Genomic DNA, 17,479 nt, shown 5'->3' on the forward strand with positions numbered 1-17,479 from the left:
CCCCGGCCCTCACCGCTCGCCGCAGCTCAGCGTCGGCGATTCCCAGACCGGTCAATGCCGGCCGCCGCGCCGCGCCGCCGCAGAAGCTCAAAGCCGTGAAGACATCCATAGGGCAAGGTTCCCGGCTGCCGCGATGGTGCGGTGGACCCCGGAAGCGCTATGTGGACATCCCGGCGTCATTCACCGCAGTCTTTTGCCCTTGCCAACGCCGTACTCCCTCGGGAAACCAAGGCGGCTGTGCCCCGGGGCGCGCAAAAGGCTGCTGTCCGTGACACGCAAGCCACGGACAGCAGCCCTAAGACGTGGGACGGCTCAGTCCATACCGCGCAGGTCAAGGACCAGCTCGGTGTCCCCATCGGCCTGCAGGAGCACCGGGATGCCCCAGTCCTGCTGGTACAGGTGGCAGGCCGCGTGGTCGGGGATTTCGCCGTCCTCGGTTTCCGGGCCGTCGCAGGCCGCGGCGCGGGCGGTAATGTGCAGCACGCCCTCGGGGACATCGGACGAGAGCTCCAGGGTGCGGAGCAATCCCACGGAGGTCCCGCCCCCGGCCACCAGCAGTTCCGGCGGAGTGGAGGAGATCTTCAACTGCGTGGGGTCGCCCCAGCGGTCGTCCAGCTTCTGCCCGGTCGGGGCGGTGAAACGGACCGCCAGGGACAGCAGCCCGGGCGCCACCGGGCTCTTGGGCCGGTGCGTCTGCACGGCGCCCTCGTCTACCTGCTGCGCTTCCTTGGGGATCGGCACATAGACGAGCTGGTGCTTGTTCGCCTCGACCACCACCAGCAGCGGCTCGGCGCCAGCCACCCGGGTGTGGTCCACAATCACGTCCGAGGGTTCGGACAGCCCGCGGGCGAGCGTGGAGACCGTCCCCGTGGCGGGGTCGTAGCGGCGCACGGCGCCGTTATAGGTGTCCGCGATCGCCACCGAACCGTCCGGCAGCACCGTCACGCCCAGCGGGTGCTGGAGACGGGCCTCGGCCGCCGGGCCGTCCCGGAAGCCGAAGTCGAACAGTCCCTTGCCCACGGCCGATTCGACCGTGATGGCGCCGTCGTCCGTGATGACGAGTTTGCGCAGGGCCGAGGTCTCGGAGTCTGCGACCCAAATGTTGCCATCCGCGTCCTCGGCGAGGCCGGAGGACTGCGCGAACCAAGCCTCCGCGGCCGGTCCGTCGAGCAGGCCCTCGAGGCCGTTGCCTGCGACGATGGACACCGCTCCCGTGACCGGGTCGAAACTGAAGATCTGGTGCACCCCGGCCATCGCCACCACGACGGCGTTGAGCTTGCTGGACCAGACGACGTCCCATGGTGAGCTCAGCGAGACCTGCAGCGGGTCCGCTTCCAGCCGGGCACCGTAGGCGGCGCCTTCCTCGTCCACGCGGGCCGGCCCGGTTTCGAGCAGCCGCTGCACGCCGTTGCCGGCGAGCGTGGTGGCGGTGCCGTCCGTGAGGGAGAGCCCGCGGAGCCGGTGGTTGACCGAGTCGGCAATGACGACGTCGTAGCCGGCCTTCGCGGCCACGTCCTCCGGAAGCAGCACCAGGCCCTGGGGTTCATTGAAGCGGGCGTCGGCGGCGCCGCCGTCGGCGTAGCCCTTCTCGCCCGAACCGTAGGTGCCCAACACTGTCTCGAAGTCGGTGGCGAGCTCCACCAGCCGGTGGTGGCCGGTGTCGGTGACCAGCCAGGTTCCGGCGGCGTCCTGCGGCTCGGCGTCCCCGGCGGCGACCGAGCTGCCGCGTCCGGCCGGCAGGTACAGCGCCTTGCCCGGGAACCGCAGCGTGCCCGACGTCGGCTCCGGAGCCACGTAGGGACCGTCGCCGCGGTGCAGGGTGCCCTTGGCCTCATGTTCGGCGATCAGCTCGGGGATCAGCACGGCCAGGCCGTCCGCGTGGCCCTCGCCGGAGAGGTGCGCCACGATGTAGCCCTCGGGGTCGATGACCACCAGGGTGGGCCAGGCGCGGGCGGTGTAGGCCTTCCAGGTCTCCAGTTCCGGGTCGTCCAGGACCGGGTGGCGGATTTCGTAGCGTTCGACGGCGGCGGCCAGGGCCACGGGGTCTGCTTCGTGCTCGAACTTCGGCGAGTGCACCCCCACGGTCACGAGGACGTCGGAGTACTGCTGTTCGAGCGGGCGGAGTTCATCCAGGACGTGCAGGCAGTTGATGCAGCAGAAGGTCCAGAAGTCCAGCAGCACGATCTTGCCGCGCAGGGATTCGAGGTCCAGGGATTTGCCGCCGGTGTTCAGCCAGCCGCGGCCCACGAGTTCGGAGGCCCGGACCCGGAGGTGGGTGCGTACGGTTTCGCTCATCAGCGTCCTTCCAGCTTTGAATTGCGTTCTGCCAGCTTCGCGTCGCGTTCTGCGAGCTGGGCAAACATATCGTTGTAAGCGGTGAGATCGGCGTCGTTATTCCTGTCCGCCGCGCGGTCGGTGCGCTTGGACTCACGGGCGTCGGAGCGGGACCACATGACCGCGACGCCGATTGCCACCAGCAGGGTGGGCACTTCGCCGATCCCCCAAGCCACCGCGCCGCCCATCTGCTGGTCCAACAGGGCCGAGGGACCCCAGGTGCGGCCCAGATTCCCGAAGTAGTCGGCTGCCAGCAGACCGGTGCCGCCCATGATGGCGACGCCGAAGAATGCGTGGAAGCCCATGGTCGCCAGCAACAGCAGCAACCGCATCGGGTAGGGCGCCCGCCGGGGCAGGGGGTCGGTGCCGATCATGGTCAGCACAAAGATGTACCCCGTCAGCGCGAAGTGCAGGTTCATCAGTTCGTGGCCCACGTGGTCGCGCATGGCGTAACCGAAGGCGTCCGAGTAGTAGAACAGCACAATCGAACCGGCAAAGTTCGCCGCGGCGAACAGGGGGTGCGTGACCAGCTGCGAGAACTTCGAATGCACGAAGATCAGCAGCCACTCCCGTGGCCCGCGGGAGCTGTCCCGCCTCGCGGTCAGTGCCCGCAGCGCCAGTGTGACGGGCGCACCCAGGACCAGGAAGATGGGGGTCACCATGGTGAGCGCCATGTGGTCCACCATGTGCGCCGAGAACAGCACCCGGCCGTAGACCGACGGCGGCCCGGACGTCACGTAGGTGAGGACCGCCAGGCCGATCACCCAGTTAACGGTCCGGAACCAGGACCAGGAGTCGCCGCGCTGGCGCACCTTGCGGATCCCGAGCACGTAGGACACCAGGCCGAAGACCGCGACGGCGACCCAGAGCCAGTCGAACCGCCACTCGGTGAGCCAGCGTTGCGGCGTCAGCTCCGGAGGCAGTTCATAGCCGGAGAGGATGAAGGCGGGCGAGGCGTTCTGGACAAGTGCCTCGCCCTGCGGCGGGGCAGAGCGGCCAAGCGCGACGGCGATCCCCGAGGTCGCCCCCATCACGAGAAGCTCCACGAGTACCAGCTGCCAGAGCACGCGGCGGGCGGAGAGACCGGCTCCCTTCACGCCCAGCTGCGGGATAACCCAGCGCCGGTGCATGAACCCGACGCCGCCAAGGACCAGCGTGGCCGACGCTTTGGCCACGATGAGCTGCCCGTACGTGGACCCGAAGAGGTCAGCCCAGCTGTGGACCCTGATGCTGGCGTTGATCACGCCGGAGGCGAAGACCAAGGCGAAGGCGAATCCGGCCACCGCGGAGAACCGGCGGAGGGTGGGCTCGGTGATGTCGGCTTTGCCCGGACCGGAGACTGCCGCCTGCCCCGAGGGGGCGGACAGGATGCCGGAGAGGAGGGTCAGGACAATGATGCCTCCCAGCCAGGCCGAGACGCCGACGAGGTGCAGGCCAAGGGAGTTGATGGCGCCCTCATGGTCGTTCGAGCTGGACGAGTGCCCGATGAGGGCCGCCGGGGCCAGGCCGACCAGCGAGAGGACGAGGGTGAGCGCTAACCCTCCGCGCGTCCGGACGCCGAACAGTGCCGTGGTGACGACGGCGGCGATGACGACGACGGTCAACCAGGCGCGCCCGGTCTCGATGTCGGTCATGAAGTAGACGAGGGACCTGGTGAATTCGGGGTCGCCCGAGATCGTCTGCCCCGCGATGTCCGAGTAGCTGAAGACCAGCACCCCGACAGCGGAGAGGGTCCAGACGGCGCCGGCGACGGCTGCGACTGCCAGCGCGCGGGTGAATGCGGGATGTTCCGCGGTGTCCTTATCCTTGGACCGGGCTCCGCTGAGGTTCCTGGGCAGGATGCCAACGGCGAACATCAGGCCGCCAATCACCGTGGCCAGAGCGACGTTGTGAAGCGCCTTGCTGACCGGGAGGCCCCAGCGGACCAGCGCCCCGGGGTCGGAGACCGAACGGGCACCGGCGGCGCCGGAGAAGAGCAACGCAGCGGTCAGGCCGACGAATACTGCGGCCAGGCCGGCGAGCTGCCAGGGGCGGCCAATCCCGCGCGCTCCGGCACCGGAGCCAAACGCTCCCCCGGTTGGGGAAGGCGCTGCTGTAGTTCGGGGTTTTGCTGCGGAAGGCACAACTCCATTGTCCGCTACGGCCGCCCGGGCACCGAATCCGAGCAACGGGGTTAACGCAAAAGGAGCGGCAACCCGCAGGTTGCCGCTCCTTTCAAGCGCTCGAAGAAGACTACTTCTTCTTGGCGACTGCAGCCTTCAGCTTGGAGCCGGCGGTCAGCTTGACGCTGTGGCCAGCGGCAATCTGGATGGTCTCGCCGGTCTGCGGGTTGCGGCCGGTGCGGGCTGCACGGTCGGTGCGCTCGACGGCGAGCCAGCCCGGGATGGTGATCTTTTCGCCCGCGGCGACAGAGGTCTCGAAAACCTCGAACAGTGCATCGAGCACGGAGTTGACGGCTGCCTGGCTGGTGCCGGCCTTGCCAGCTACCTCTGCAACAAGTTCACTACGGTTCTTAGCCATTTATGTCCTCCTGGACGGTTCTAATTTCTGAAGCCTGCACGCGGCATGCGTGCAGGCCACTCTTCGAAAACTTACCAGCTTGCCGCCCCCGAGGTGGCAAATTCCGCGTGTTTTCGCCCTTTTTTGGGAAAATTTCCGGGTTTCGAGGGCTTTCGGCGCCGCTTTTCAGCCGTTAGCGGAAGCTGCGACGCCCCTGTGGGCGCCAGCCGGGTCGACAGGCCTTCCGCGGGGCCGGTTACGGCTGTCGCCAGCCGGGGCGACGGGCCGTCCGCCGTGCCGGCGCTGGGTGGTTTTAGTGGTTAAAGGGGGAGAGCCTCCAACCTGGTGGTTGGAGGCTCTCGACCTAATGTATGTCCGGCGGTGACCTACTCTCCCACACCCTCCCGGGTGCAGTACCATCGGCGCTGTGGGTCTTAGCTTCCGGGTTCGGAATGGGACCGGGCGTTTCCCCCACGCTATGACCGCCGTAACCCTGTGTCCGCGCCCTTGGGGGCTGTGAAAGCCGCCCCTGGGTGGGAAATCTGGTGGTTACAACATGTTTCCTGCAGTGACCTGCAGTTGTGGTGTTGTTATTTTGTTGTCGGTTCCTGTGCAACGTTTCGTCTGGTGACGGGTTTGTTGTTTGGGAACCACATAGTGGACGCAAGCAGTCTTGTTTCTTTGTACCCTCTTCCATGGTGTGAACGTCTTTTGAATCCGTTCACGGAAGGGGGTGTGTGGTGTAAGTTATCGGCCTATTAGTACCGGTCAGCTTCACGAGTCGTTAGTCCTCGCTTCCACATCCGGCCTATCAACCCAGTGGTCTGGCTGGGGGCCTCTCACACACAAGGTGTATGGAAATCTCATCTCGAAGCGAGCTTCCCGCTTAGATGCTTTCAGCGGTTATCCCATCCGAACGTAGCTAATCAGCGGTGCACTTGGCAGTACAACTGACACACCAGAGGTTCGTCCGTCCCGGTCCTCTCGTACTAAGGACAGCCCTTCTCAAATTTCCTGCGCGCGCAGCGGATAGGGACCGAACTGTCTCACGACGTTCTAAACCCAGCTCGCGTACCGCTTTAATGGGCGAACAGCCCAACCCTTGGGACCTACTCCAGCCCCAGGATGCGACGAGCCGACATCGAGGTGCCAAACCATGCCGTCGATATGGACTCTTGGGCAAGATCAGCCTGTTATCCCCGAGGTACCTTTTATCCGTTGAGCGACGGCCATTCCACAATGTACCGCCGGATCACTAGTCCCGACTTTCGTCCCTGCTCGAGATGTCTCTCTCACAGTCAAGCTCCCTTGTGCACTTACACTCGACACCTGATTGCCAACCAGGCTGAGGGAACCTTTGGGCGCCTCCGTTACTTTTTAGGAGGCAACCGCCCCAGTTAAACTACCCATCAGGCACTGTCCCTGACCCGGATTACGGGCCGAAGTTAGATGTCCAAAGTGACCAGAGTGGTATTTCAACGATGACTCCACCCGAACTGGCGTCCGGGCTTCAACGTCTCCCACCTATCCTACACAAGCCACTCCGAACACCAATACCAAACTATAGTAAAGGTCTCGGGGTCTTTCCGTCCTGCTGCGCGTAACGAGCATCTTTACTCGTACTGCAATTTCGCCGAGTTTATGGTTGAGACAGCGGGGAAGTCGTTACTCCATTCGTGCAGGTCGGAACTTACCCGACAAGGAATTTCGCTACCTTAGGATGGTTATAGTTACCACCGCCGTTTACTGGGGCTTAAATTCTCAGCTTCGCCTTGCGGCTAACCGGTCCTCTTAACCTTCCAGCACCGGGCAGGAGTCAGTCCGTATACATCGTCTTGCGACTTCGCACGGACCTGTGTTTTTAGTAAACAGTCGCTTCCCCCTGGTCTCTGCGGCCCCTGCACGCTCCGGACAGCTAGTGTCCATCACGATAGGGGCCCCCCTTCTCCCGAAGTTACGGGGGCATTTTGCCGAGTTCCTTAACCATAATTCTCTCGATCGCCTTAGTATTCTCTACCTGATCACCTGTGTCGGTTTGGGGTACGGGCGGCTAAAACCTCGCGTCGATGCTTTTCTAGGCAGCATAGGATCACCGAATCCCCCCATACGGGGGTCCCGTCGGGTCTCAGGCATCATGAACGGCGGATTTGCCTACCGTTCGCCCTACATCCTTAGACCGGGACAACCATCGCCCGGCTCGGCTACCTTCCTGCGTCACACCTGTTAATACGCTTGCCTCCCAGGATCAGGTCCCGCGCTCCACCAAAACCCTCACACCACAAGGGTGATCGGGCAGGTCTCGGGCGGTTAGTATCCCCTGTTCAGCATGGGCGGTTTTTCGCCGGTACGGGAATATCAACCCGTTGTCCATCGACTACGCCTGTCGGCCTCGCCTTAGGTCCCGACTTACCCAGGGCAGATTAGCTTGACCCTGGAACCCTTGATCATTCGGCGGACGGGTTTCTCACCCGTCTTTCGCTACTCATGCCTGCATTCTCACTCGTGTAGGCTCCACCGCTGGTTTCCACCGCGACTTCACTGCCCACACGACGCTCCCCTACCCATCCAGACGCCTGAACCACAAGGGCTTAGCTAATATCTGAATGCCACAACTTCGGCGGTGTACTTGAGCCCCGCTACATTGTCGGCGCGGAATCACTTGACCAGTGAGCTATTACGCACTCTTTTAAGGATGGCTGCTTCTAAGCCAACCTCCTGGTTGTCTTCGCAACTCCACATCCTTTCCCACTTAGCACACGCTTAGGGGCCTTAGTTGGTGGTCTGGGCTGTTTCCCTCTCGACTATGAAGCTTATCCCCCACAGTCTCACTGCTGCGCTCTCACTTACCGGCATTCGGAGTTTGGCTGACGTCAGTAACCTTGTAGGGCCCATTAGCCATCCAGTAGCTCTACCTCCGGTAAGAAACACGCAACGCTGCACCTAAATGCATTTCGGGGAGAACCAGCTATCACGAAGTTTGATTGGCCTTTCACCCCTACCCACAGCTCATCCCCTCCATTTTCAACTGAAGTGGGTTCGGTCCTCCACGACGTCTTACCGTCGCTTCAACCTGGCCATGGGTAGATCACTTCGCTTCGGGTCTAGATCACGCCACTGCAACGCCCTGTTCAGACTCGCTTTCGCTACGGCTTCCCCACACGGGTTAACCTCGCGACGTAACACTAACTCGCAGGCTCATTCTTCAAAAGGCACGCCGTCACAACTACAAGGCTGCTCCGACGGATTGTAAGCACACGGTTTCAGGTACTGTTTCACTCCCCTCCCGGGGTACTTTTCACCTTTCCCTCACGGTACTGGTCCGCTATCGGTCATTAGGGAGTATTTAGGCTTATCAGGTGGTCCTGACAGATTCGCACGGGATTTCTCGGGCCCCGTGCTACTTGGGATACTTCCCAGGCGGCACACTACATTTCGGTTACGGGGCTCACACCCTCTCTGGCCGGCCTTTCAAGACCGTTCACCTATGCACATGCTCTCACCCCACTGTCCCGGCAGAGACAGAACGGAAAGTCCCACAACCCCGACCATGCAACGCCCGCCGGCTATCACACATGGAACGGTTTAGCCTGATCCGCGTTCGCTCGCCACTACTGACGGAATCACTATTGTTTTCTCTTCCTGCGGGTACTGAGATGTTTCACTTCCCCGCGTTCCCTCCACGCACCCTATGTGTTCAGATGCGGGTCACCAGATCACTCGCGCGTCTGGCGGGGTTTCCCCATTCGGACACCCTGGGATCACAGTCCGGTTATCGACTCCCCCAGGCTTATCGCAGATTCCTACGTCCTTCTTCGGCTCCTAATGCCAAGGCATCCACCGTGTGCTCTTAAAAACTTGACCACAAAAGATCAAGGAGTAATTTCGAGAGAACCATGAAAACCACCCCCACACCCAAAGGCGCAAGGACAGATCCAGGTTCATATTCTTGGAAATTGCTTCTTATAAAAGATGCTCGCGTCCACTATGTAGTTCTCAAACAACAACCCCGTACCACACACCCCACACGCACCCACAAAAGGGCAAACCGTGTGCTCGCTGCAGCCGGGAAACCAGAAACACAAGTCCCACACCCCGCACCCCGGACACCCTCCCAAAGGAGAACACCCAGGCCACAGGCCATGGTCCTGTTGTCTCAGGACCCAACAGTGTGCCAAACACTAAACCGCTTATCCCCCGTCCGCACCGTTCCAGGACACGCCCCCTCAAGAGGGAACAGCATCCGTACTGGGTGCCGGCAGGAAACCGGCGGCCGCTATTTGTTGATATTCCACCCGTGAGCACCCGCCGCAGAACAATCGTCTGCGCAACGGGCGTACTCCTGACAACACCACCACACCCGCATACACGGGGTGAGGTTGTTGTAGGTGCTCCTTAGAAAGGAGGTGATCCAGCCGCACCTTCCGGTACGGCTACCTTGTTACGACTTAGTCCCAATCGCCAGTCCCACCTTCGACAGCTCCCTCCCACAAGGGGTTAGGCCACCGGCTTCGGGTGTTACCAACTTTCGTGACTTGACGGGCGGTGTGTACAAGGCCCGGGAACGTATTCACCGCAGCGTTGCTGATCTGCGATTACTAGCGACTCCGACTTCATGGGGTCGAGTTGCAGACCCCAATCCGAACTGAGACCGGCTTTTTGGGATTAGCTCCACCTCACAGTATCGCAACCCTTTGTACCGGCCATTGTAGCATGCGTGAAGCCCAAGACATAAGGGGCATGATGATTTGACGTCGTCCCCACCTTCCTCCGAGTTGACCCCGGCAGTCTCCCATGAGTCCCCGCCATTACGCGCTGGCAACATGGAACGAGGGTTGCGCTCGTTGCGGGACTTAACCCAACATCTCACGACACGAGCTGACGACAACCATGCACCACCTGTGAACCGGCCCCAAAGGGGAAGGACTGTTTCCAGCCCGGTCCGGCCCATGTCAAGCCTTGGTAAGGTTCTTCGCGTTGCATCGAATTAATCCGCATGCTCCGCCGCTTGTGCGGGCCCCCGTCAATTCCTTTGAGTTTTAGCCTTGCGGCCGTACTCCCCAGGCGGGGCACTTAATGCGTTAGCTACGGCGCGGAAAACGTGGAATGTCCCCCACACCTAGTGCCCAACGTTTACGGCATGGACTACCAGGGTATCTAATCCTGTTCGCTCCCCATGCTTTCGCTCCTCAGCGTCAGTTAATGCCCAGAGACCTGCCTTCGCCATCGGTGTTCCTCCTGATATCTGCGCATTTCACCGCTACACCAGGAATTCCAGTCTCCCCTACATCACTCTAGTCTGCCCGTACCCACCGCAGATCCGGAGTTGAGCCCCGGACTTTCACGGCAGACGCGACAAACCGCCTACGAGCTCTTTACGCCCAATAATTCCGGATAACGCTTGCGCCCTACGTATTACCGCGGCTGCTGGCACGTAGTTAGCCGGCGCTTCTTCTGCAGGTACCGTCACTTTCGCTTCTTCCCTACTGAAAGAGGTTTACAACCCGAAGGCCGTCATCCCTCACGCGGCGTCGCTGCATCAGGCTTGCGCCCATTGTGCAATATTCCCCACTGCTGCCTCCCGTAGGAGTCTGGGCCGTGTCTCAGTCCCAGTGTGGCCGGTCACCCTCTCAGGCCGGCTACCCGTCGTCGCCTTGGTGAGCCATTACCTCACCAACAAGCTGATAGGCCGCGAGTCCATCCAAAACCACAATAAAGCTTTCCACCCCCCACCATGCGATGAGGAGTCATATCCGGTATTAGACCCAGTTTCCCAGGCTTATCCCAGAGTTAAGGGCAGGTTACTCACGTGTTACTCACCCGTTCGCCACTAATCCCCGGTGCAAGCACCGGATCATCGTTCGACTTGCATGTGTTAAGCACGCCGCCAGCGTTCATCCTGAGCCAGGATCAAACTCTCCGTTGAAGTAAAACAGACACACCATGCAACCCCGGGAAAACGGGATAAACACAATGCACAAAATTTGAAACCAGCTAAAAACACCGGACCCATCCACGGGGTGGCGGATCCGGCACAATCAACCAATTCAATACAATAAATTGGTATCAACAAACTTGGCACACTATTGAGTTCTCAAACAACAGACACACCCGGCACCACCACAACCACAAAACCAGTCGAGGATCGCTCCGGAGCAACTTTTCAAACTTACCCGGTCCCTGCTTCCGAAGCAAATCCGGACTTCCGGACCTGCATCAGCAGACGAACCAGCCCCACCAGAATTCTTCTAGCGCCTGAAGCGTCGGAAGACCTTGGTTTTGAATTAATTTGGGGGATTGGCCGCCTCCGGTACTCCAGCGTTTCCGCTGGTCTCCCTCGTGGCGACTTAGAAAACAATACACCCAGCCGGCGGCAATCGCAAACCCGCCCCGGCACCGTGCCCCCAGCGGCTCCGTCGTCGTGGATTAGGGCCGTACGCTCCATCACGTCCTACCACCGGGCCGGTTACTATCAGCTGGTGAGGGCAGACCGCCGGCGCCAGAACCCAGCTTTGCTCCATCGACGTGTGTCCGGCCCCGCCGTGAACGGACTCTCGGAACACGAGGTCGCTGCCCGCGTCGAGAGCGGACTGGACAACCGCGTTCCCGATAAGACCAGCCGGAGCCTGTGGCAGATCTTCCGCGCCAACGTCCTTACGCTCTTCATCGCGATCGTCGGAACGAGCTTCCTTGTCCTGCTGCTCCTCGGCCGTTGGCAGGATGCACTCTTCGGACTGGCGGCTGCCGGCAACGCCGTGATCGGCGCCGTCCAGGAGTTTAGGGCGAAGAGATCCCTGGACCGCCTCGCGGTCCTGGACGCCCCGCGCGCCCGAGTGCTGCGCGACGGCAAGATCCTCGAGATTGCCACGGCCGACGTCGTGCGTGACGATGTCCTAGTCCTGCGCGCCGGCGATCAGGTCACTGCAGATGCCGCGGTACTCGAAGCAGCCGGACTCGAAGCCGACGAGTCCCTCCTTACCGGCGAATCGGATCCCGTTGACAAAGATCCCGGGACCGATGTGCTTTCGGGCTCCATCATTGTGGCCGGGCACGGCAAGGCCCGGGTGGTCAGGGTGGGCGCCGAGTCGTTTGCCAGCCGGCTCACGGCGGACGCACGCCGCTTCTCCCTTGTGAACTCCGAGATCCGCAACAGCCTCAACCGCGTCCTCCGCTGGATCGCGTGGGGGGTCCTGCCCGTCGGACTCGTGGTGATCAACGGCGAACTCCAGGCACGGGGCGGCTGGCAGGATGCCATCGCCACCGGTGCCTGGACTGCAGCAATGGTAGGTGTCATCGCCAGTGTGATCGCCATGGTTCCGCTGGGTCTCGTGCTTCTGACCAGCGTGGCGTTTGCCGTCGGTGGGCTCAGGCTCGCCGGACACAAGGTACTCATCCAGGAGCTCGCAGCGGTCGAAGGGCTCGCCCGGGTGGACATCCTGTGCATGGATAAGACGGGCACCCTGACCGAGGGCGGGCTCAGATTCGAGGCCGTCCACCCGCTGACCACCGCGCCGGACCATGGCTGGCAGCAGGCCCTCGGCTGGTTCGCCACCGAACCCGAGGCGAACGCCACGGCCCGCAGCCTTGCCGCCGCGTTTGAGGACGACGGCGGGTTCCAGTCGGTCTCGTATGTTCCGTTCTCCTCCTCCCGGAAGTGGAGCGGGGTGACCTTCGGCGGCAGCAACGGCACGACGCCCACCTGGATTCTGGGTGCGCCGGAAATGGTCCTGGCCCCGGCCGGTCACGCGGAGGTCCTGGAACAGGCCGGCGAGCTGGCCCGCGCCGGCCTGCGGACGCTGCTTCTGGCCGGAGCGGACGGGCTGCCGGGTGCGGGAAAATCGGCGACCCTGCCTGACGGACTCCGGCCCGTCGCGCTCCTCACGTTCCGGGAACAGCCGCGTTCCGACGCCCGCGAGACGCTGGACTTCTTCCGCGCGGAAGGGGTGGAGCTGAAGATCATTTCCGGCGACGACCCGCGGACCGTCGCGGCCATCGCACGCCGGGTTGGCCTCGAGGTCGCCCAAGGCTTCGACGCCCGCGAGCTACCCGAGGATCCGCTGCTCCTTGAGGAGGTGATGGCAAGCAACATCGTGTTCGGCCGGGTCAGTCCCGACCAGAAGAAAGCCATGGTTGCAGCCCTCCAACGGCGCGGCCATACGGTGGCCATGACCGGAGACGGCGTCAACGACGCCCTGGCCCTGAAGACGGCGGACCTTGGCATTGCCATGGACTCTGCCGCGCCCGCTACTAAGGCGGTCGCGCGTCTGGTCCTGCTCGACGGCCGCTTTGACCGGCTCCCGGAAGTGCTTGCGGAAGGCCGGCGCGTCATCGCCAACATCGAGCGGGTCTCGAGCCTCTTCCTGAGCAAGACGGCATACTCGATCGCCATCGCCGTCACCTTCGGCCTGCTGCAGTGGCCCTTCCCGTTCCTGCCCCGCCAGTTGTCCTTTACCGACGGCCTGACCATCGGCATCCCCGCCTTCTTTCTGGCCCTGATGCCCAACGCCCGTCGCTACAAGCCAGGGTTCCTGCGCCGTTCCCTCTGGTTCTCCCTGCCGGCCGGGCTCATTGTCGCGTCCGCCCTGCTGGCGCTGAACGCGATCGCGCCCTCGGCGGGAAGAACGACGCCGGAAACGATGGGATCCGCCGCCGTCCTCACCCTCTCGGTGGTGGGGCTCTGGATCCTCGCGGTCGTTTCCCGGCCGCTCAACGCAGGCAGGGTGGGGGTGCTGGCGGCAATGTGTGCTGCGCTCGTGATCATGCTCAACCTCCCCCTGGCGCAGGAGTTCTTCATCCTCTCCTGGCCGCCGGACGTCCTGCTGATGACGGCGCTGGCCGCAGGCATCGGCGGCGGTCTCGCTATTGAGCTCCTTGCCTTCCTGCACCGCCGGAAGTTTCCCCGCTGACGAGCCCGACGCCGCCGGGGAGCCCGGGGAAACCCGCCTGGCTTCCGGACCGCACGTCGGCTCAAGACGGCCAAGCTGGCCCGCATCAGCTGGCGCTCCGGGTGCGTTTTGGGTGTTAAATGGCGCAGGCCCCGACACTGTGTGTCGGGGCCTGGCTGTAATGGTTGTCCGGCGGTGACCTACTCTCCCACACCCTCCCGGGTGCAGTACCATCGGCGCTGTGGGTCTTAGCTTCCGGGTTCGGAATGGGACCGGGCGTTTCCCCCACGCTATGACCGCCGTAACCCTGTGTCCGCACCCGCGGGCCCCGGTGACGGGGGTTTCCCTGGGTGGGAAATCTAGTGGTTACAACATGTTTCCTGCAGTGACCTGCAGTTGTGGTGTTGTTATTTTGTTGTCGGTTCCTGTGCAACGTTTCGTCTGGTGACGGGTTTGTTGTTTGGGAACCACATAGTGGACGCAAGCAGTCTTGTTTCTTTGTACCCTCTTCCATGGTGTGAACGTCTTTTGAATCCGTTCACGGAAGGGGGTGTGTGGTGTAAGTTATCGGCCTATTAGTACCGGTCAGCTTCACGAGTCGTTAGTCCTCGCTTCCACATCCGGCCTATCAACCCAGTGGTCTGGCTGGGGGCCTCTCACACACAAGGTGTATGGAAATCTCATCTCGAAGCGAGCTTCCCGCTTAGATGCTTTCAGCGGTTATCCCATCCGAACGTAGCTAATCAGCGGTGCACTTGGCAGTACAACTGACACACCAGAGGTTCGTCCGTCCCGGTCCTCTCGTACTAAGGACAGCCCTTCTCAAATTTCCTGCGCGCGCAGCGGATAGGGACCGAACTGTCTCACGACGTTCTAAACCCAGCTCGCGTACCGCTTTAATGGGCGAACAGCCCAACCCTTGGGACCTACTCCAGCCCCAGGATGCGACGAGCCGACATCGAGGTGCCAAACCATGCCGTCGATATGGACTCTTGGGCAAGATCAGCCTGTTATCCCCGAGGTACCTTTTATCCGTTGAGCGACGGCCATTCCACAATGTACCGCCGGATCACTAGTCCCGACTTTCGTCCCTGCTCGAGATGTCTCTCTCACAGTCAAGCTCCCTTGTGCACTTACACTCGACACCTGATTGCCAACCAGGCTGAGGGAACCTTTGGGCGCCTCCGTTACTTTTTAGGAGGCAACCGCCCCAGTTAAACTACCCATCAGGCACTGTCCCTGACCCGGATTACGGGCCGAAGTTAGATGTCCAAAGTGACCAGAGTGGTATTTCAACGATGACTCCACCCGAACTGGCGTCCGGGCTTCAACGTCTCCCACCTATCCTACACAAGCCACTCCGAACACCAATACCAAACTATAGTAAAGGTCTCGGGGTCTTTCCGTCCTGCTGCGCGTAACGAGCATCTTTACTCGTACTGCAATTTCGCCGAGTTTATGGTTGAGACAGCGGGGAAGTCGTTACTCCATTCGTGCAGGTCGGAACTTACCCGACAAGGAATTTCGCTACCTTAGGATGGTTATAGTTACCACCGCCGTTTACTGGGGCTTAAATTCTCAGCTTCGCCTTGCGGCTAACCGGTCCTCTTAACCTTCCAGCACCGGGCAGGAGTCAGTCCGTATACATCGTCTTGCGACTTCGCACGGACCTGTGTTTTTAGTAAACAGTCGCTTCCCCCTGGTCTCTGCGGCCCCTGCACGCTCCGGACAGCTAGTGTCCATCACGATAGGGGCCCCCCTTCTCCCGAAGTTACGGGGGCATTTTGCCGAGTTCCTTAACCATAATTCTCTCGATCGCCTTAGTATTCTCTACCTGATCACCTGTGTCGGTTTGGGGTACGGGCGGCTAAAACCTCGCGTCGATGCTTTTCTAGGCAGCATAGGATCACCGAATCCCCCCATACGGGGGTCCCGTCGGGTCTCAGGCATCATGAACGGCGGATTTGCCTACCGTTCGCCCTACATCCTTAGACCGGGACAACCATCGCCCGGCTCGGCTACCTTCCTGCGTCACACCTGTTAATACGCTTGCCTCCCAGGATCAGGTCCCGCGCTCCACCAAAACCCTCACACCACAAGGGTGATCGGGCAGGTCTCGGGCGGTTAGTATCCCCTGTTCAGCATGGGCGGTTTTTCGCCGGTACGGGAATATCAACCCGTTGTCCATCGACTACGCCTGTCGGCCTCGCCTTAGGTCCCGACTTACCCAGGGCAGATTAGCTTGACCCTGGAACCCTTGATCATTCGGCGGACGGGTTTCTCACCCGTCTTTCGCTACTCATGCCTGCATTCTCACTCGTGTAGGCTCCACCGCTGGTTTCCACCGCGACTTCACTGCCCACACGACGCTCCCCTACCCATCCAGACGCCTGAACCACAAGGGCTTAGCTAATATCTGAATGCCACAACTTCGGCGGTGTACTTGAGCCCCGCTACATTGTCGGCGCGGAATCACTTGACCAGTGAGCTATTACGCACTCTTTTAAGGATGGCTGCTTCTAAGCCAACCTCCTGGTTGTCTTCGCAACTCCACATCCTTTCCCACTTAGCACACGCTTAGGGGCCTTAGTTGGTGGTCTGGGCTGTTTCCCTCTCGACTATGAAGCTTATCCCCCACAGTCTCACTGCTGCGCTCTCACTTACCGGCATTCGGAGTTTGGCTGACGTCAGTAACCTTGTAGGGCCCATTAGCCATCCAGTAGCTCTACCTCCGGTAAGAAACACGCAACGCTGCACCTAAATGCATTTCGGGGAGAACCAGCTATCACGAAGTTTGATTGGCCTTTCACCCCTACCCACAGCTCATCCCCTCCATTTTCAACTGAAGTGGGTTCGGTCCTCCACGACGTCTTACCGTCGCTTCAACCTGGCCATGGGTAGATCACTTCGCTTCGGGTCTAGATCACGCCACTGCAACGCCCTGTTCAGACTCGCTTTCGCTACGGCTTCCCCACACGGGTTAACCTCGCGACGTAACACTAACTCGCAGGCTCATTCTTCAAAAGGCACGCCGTCACAACTACAAGGCTGCTCCGACGGATTGTAAGCACACGGTTTCAGGTACTGTTTCACTCCCCTCCCGGGGTACTTTTCACCTTTCCCTCACGGTACTGGTCCGCTATCGGTCATTAGGGAGTATTTAGGCTTATCAGGTGGTCCTGACAGATTCGCACGGGATTTCTCGGGCCCCGTGCTACTTGGGATACTTCCCAGGCGGCACACTACATTTCGGTTACGGGGCTCACACCCTCTCTGGCCGGCCTTTCAAGACCGTTCACCTATGCACATGCTCTCACCCCACTGTCCCGGCAGAGACAGAACGGAAAGTCCCACAACCCCGACCATGCAACGCCCGCCGGCTATCACACATGGAACGGTTTAGCCTGATCCGCGTTCGCTCGCCACTACTGACGGAATCACTATTGTTTTCTCTTCCTGCGGGTACTGAGATGTTTCACTTCCCCGCGTTCCCTCCACGCACCCTATGTGTTCAGATGCGGGTCACCAGATCACTCGCGCGTCTGGCGGGGTTTCCCCATTCGGACACCCTGGGATCACAGTCCGGTTATCGACTCCCCCAGGCTTATCGCAGATTCCTACGTCCTTCTTCGGCTCCTAATGCCAAGGCATCCACCGTGTGCTCTTAAAAACTTGACCACAAAAGATCAAGGAGTAATTTCGAGAGAACCATGAAAACCACCCCCACACCCAAAGGCGCAAGGACAGATCCAGGTTCATATTCT

At 61.3% G+C, this 17,479-nt stretch carries 4 protein-coding genes and 5 rRNA genes; 1 reads left to right on the forward strand and 8 read right to left on the reverse strand.

Annotated elements, in window-relative coordinates; all coding sequences use genetic code 11:
- Positions 1–312: 312 nt before the first annotated feature.
- The 6 genes from FFF93_RS15895 to FFF93_RS15920 all read right to left on the reverse strand — a co-directional run bounded on the left by FFF93_RS15895 (position 313) and on the right by FFF93_RS15920 (position 10,756).
- Positions 313–2,295, reverse strand: a complete 1,983-nt coding sequence (locus tag FFF93_RS15895; RefSeq protein WP_138768062.1) for an NHL domain-containing thioredoxin family protein — start codon at positions 2,293–2,295, stop codon at positions 313–315.
- Positions 2,295–4,457, reverse strand: coding sequence for a cytochrome c oxidase assembly protein (locus FFF93_RS15900; protein WP_138768061.1), 2,163 nt, complete (start codon positions 4,455–4,457; stop codon positions 2,295–2,297). Before FFF93_RS15900 ends, FFF93_RS15895 begins: the two co-directional genes overlap by 1 nt.
- 109 nt (positions 4,458–4,566) lie before the next feature.
- Positions 4,567–4,854 (reverse strand): HU family DNA-binding protein, encoded by a 288-nt coding sequence (locus tag FFF93_RS15905; RefSeq protein ID WP_011776355.1) that lies wholly within the window; start codon positions 4,852–4,854, stop codon positions 4,567–4,569.
- Between the two features lie 352 nt (positions 4,855–5,206).
- Positions 5,207–5,323 (reverse strand): 5S ribosomal RNA (rrf, locus tag FFF93_RS15910).
- Between the two features lie 247 nt (positions 5,324–5,570).
- Positions 5,571–8,694, reverse strand: a 23S ribosomal RNA gene (locus FFF93_RS15915).
- A 535-nt stretch (positions 8,695–9,229) separates the two neighbouring features.
- Positions 9,230–10,756: ribosomal RNA gene (locus tag FFF93_RS15920) — 16S ribosomal RNA — on the reverse strand.
- The 16S, 23S and 5S rRNA genes sit together here, the layout of an rRNA operon.
- Positions 10,757–11,357: 601 nt before the next feature.
- On the opposite strand from FFF93_RS15920, the gene FFF93_RS15925 reads away from it, so the two are divergent.
- Entirely contained in the window at positions 11,358–13,736 is a 2,379-nt protein-coding gene (locus FFF93_RS15925; protein ID WP_261375194.1) for a cation-translocating P-type ATPase, read from the forward strand.
- A gap of 166 nt (positions 13,737–13,902) precedes the next feature.
- Here the strand turns inward: FFF93_RS15925 and rrf (FFF93_RS15930) are convergent.
- Together rrf (FFF93_RS15930) and FFF93_RS15935 are read right to left on the reverse strand one after the other, a co-directional pair.
- A 5S ribosomal RNA gene (gene rrf, locus FFF93_RS15930) occupies positions 13,903–14,019 on the reverse strand.
- 250 nt (positions 14,020–14,269) lie between these two features.
- A 23S ribosomal RNA gene (locus tag FFF93_RS15935) occupies positions 14,270–17,393 on the reverse strand.
- Between the last annotated feature and the right edge of the window lie 86 nt (positions 17,394–17,479).

The organism is Arthrobacter sp. KBS0702 (assembly GCF_005937985.2).
Lineage (GTDB): Bacteria > Actinomycetota > Actinomycetes > Actinomycetales > Micrococcaceae > Arthrobacter.

Coding starts and splice junctions, on each gene's coding strand:
- FFF93_RS15895 (WP_138768062.1), bottom strand. CDS start 2,295: ATGAGCGAAACCGTACGCACCCACCTCCGGGTCCGGGCCTCCGAACTC.
- FFF93_RS15905 (WP_011776355.1), bottom strand. CDS start 4,854: ATGGCTAAGAACCGTAGTGAACTTGTTGCAGAGGTAGCTGGCAAGGCC.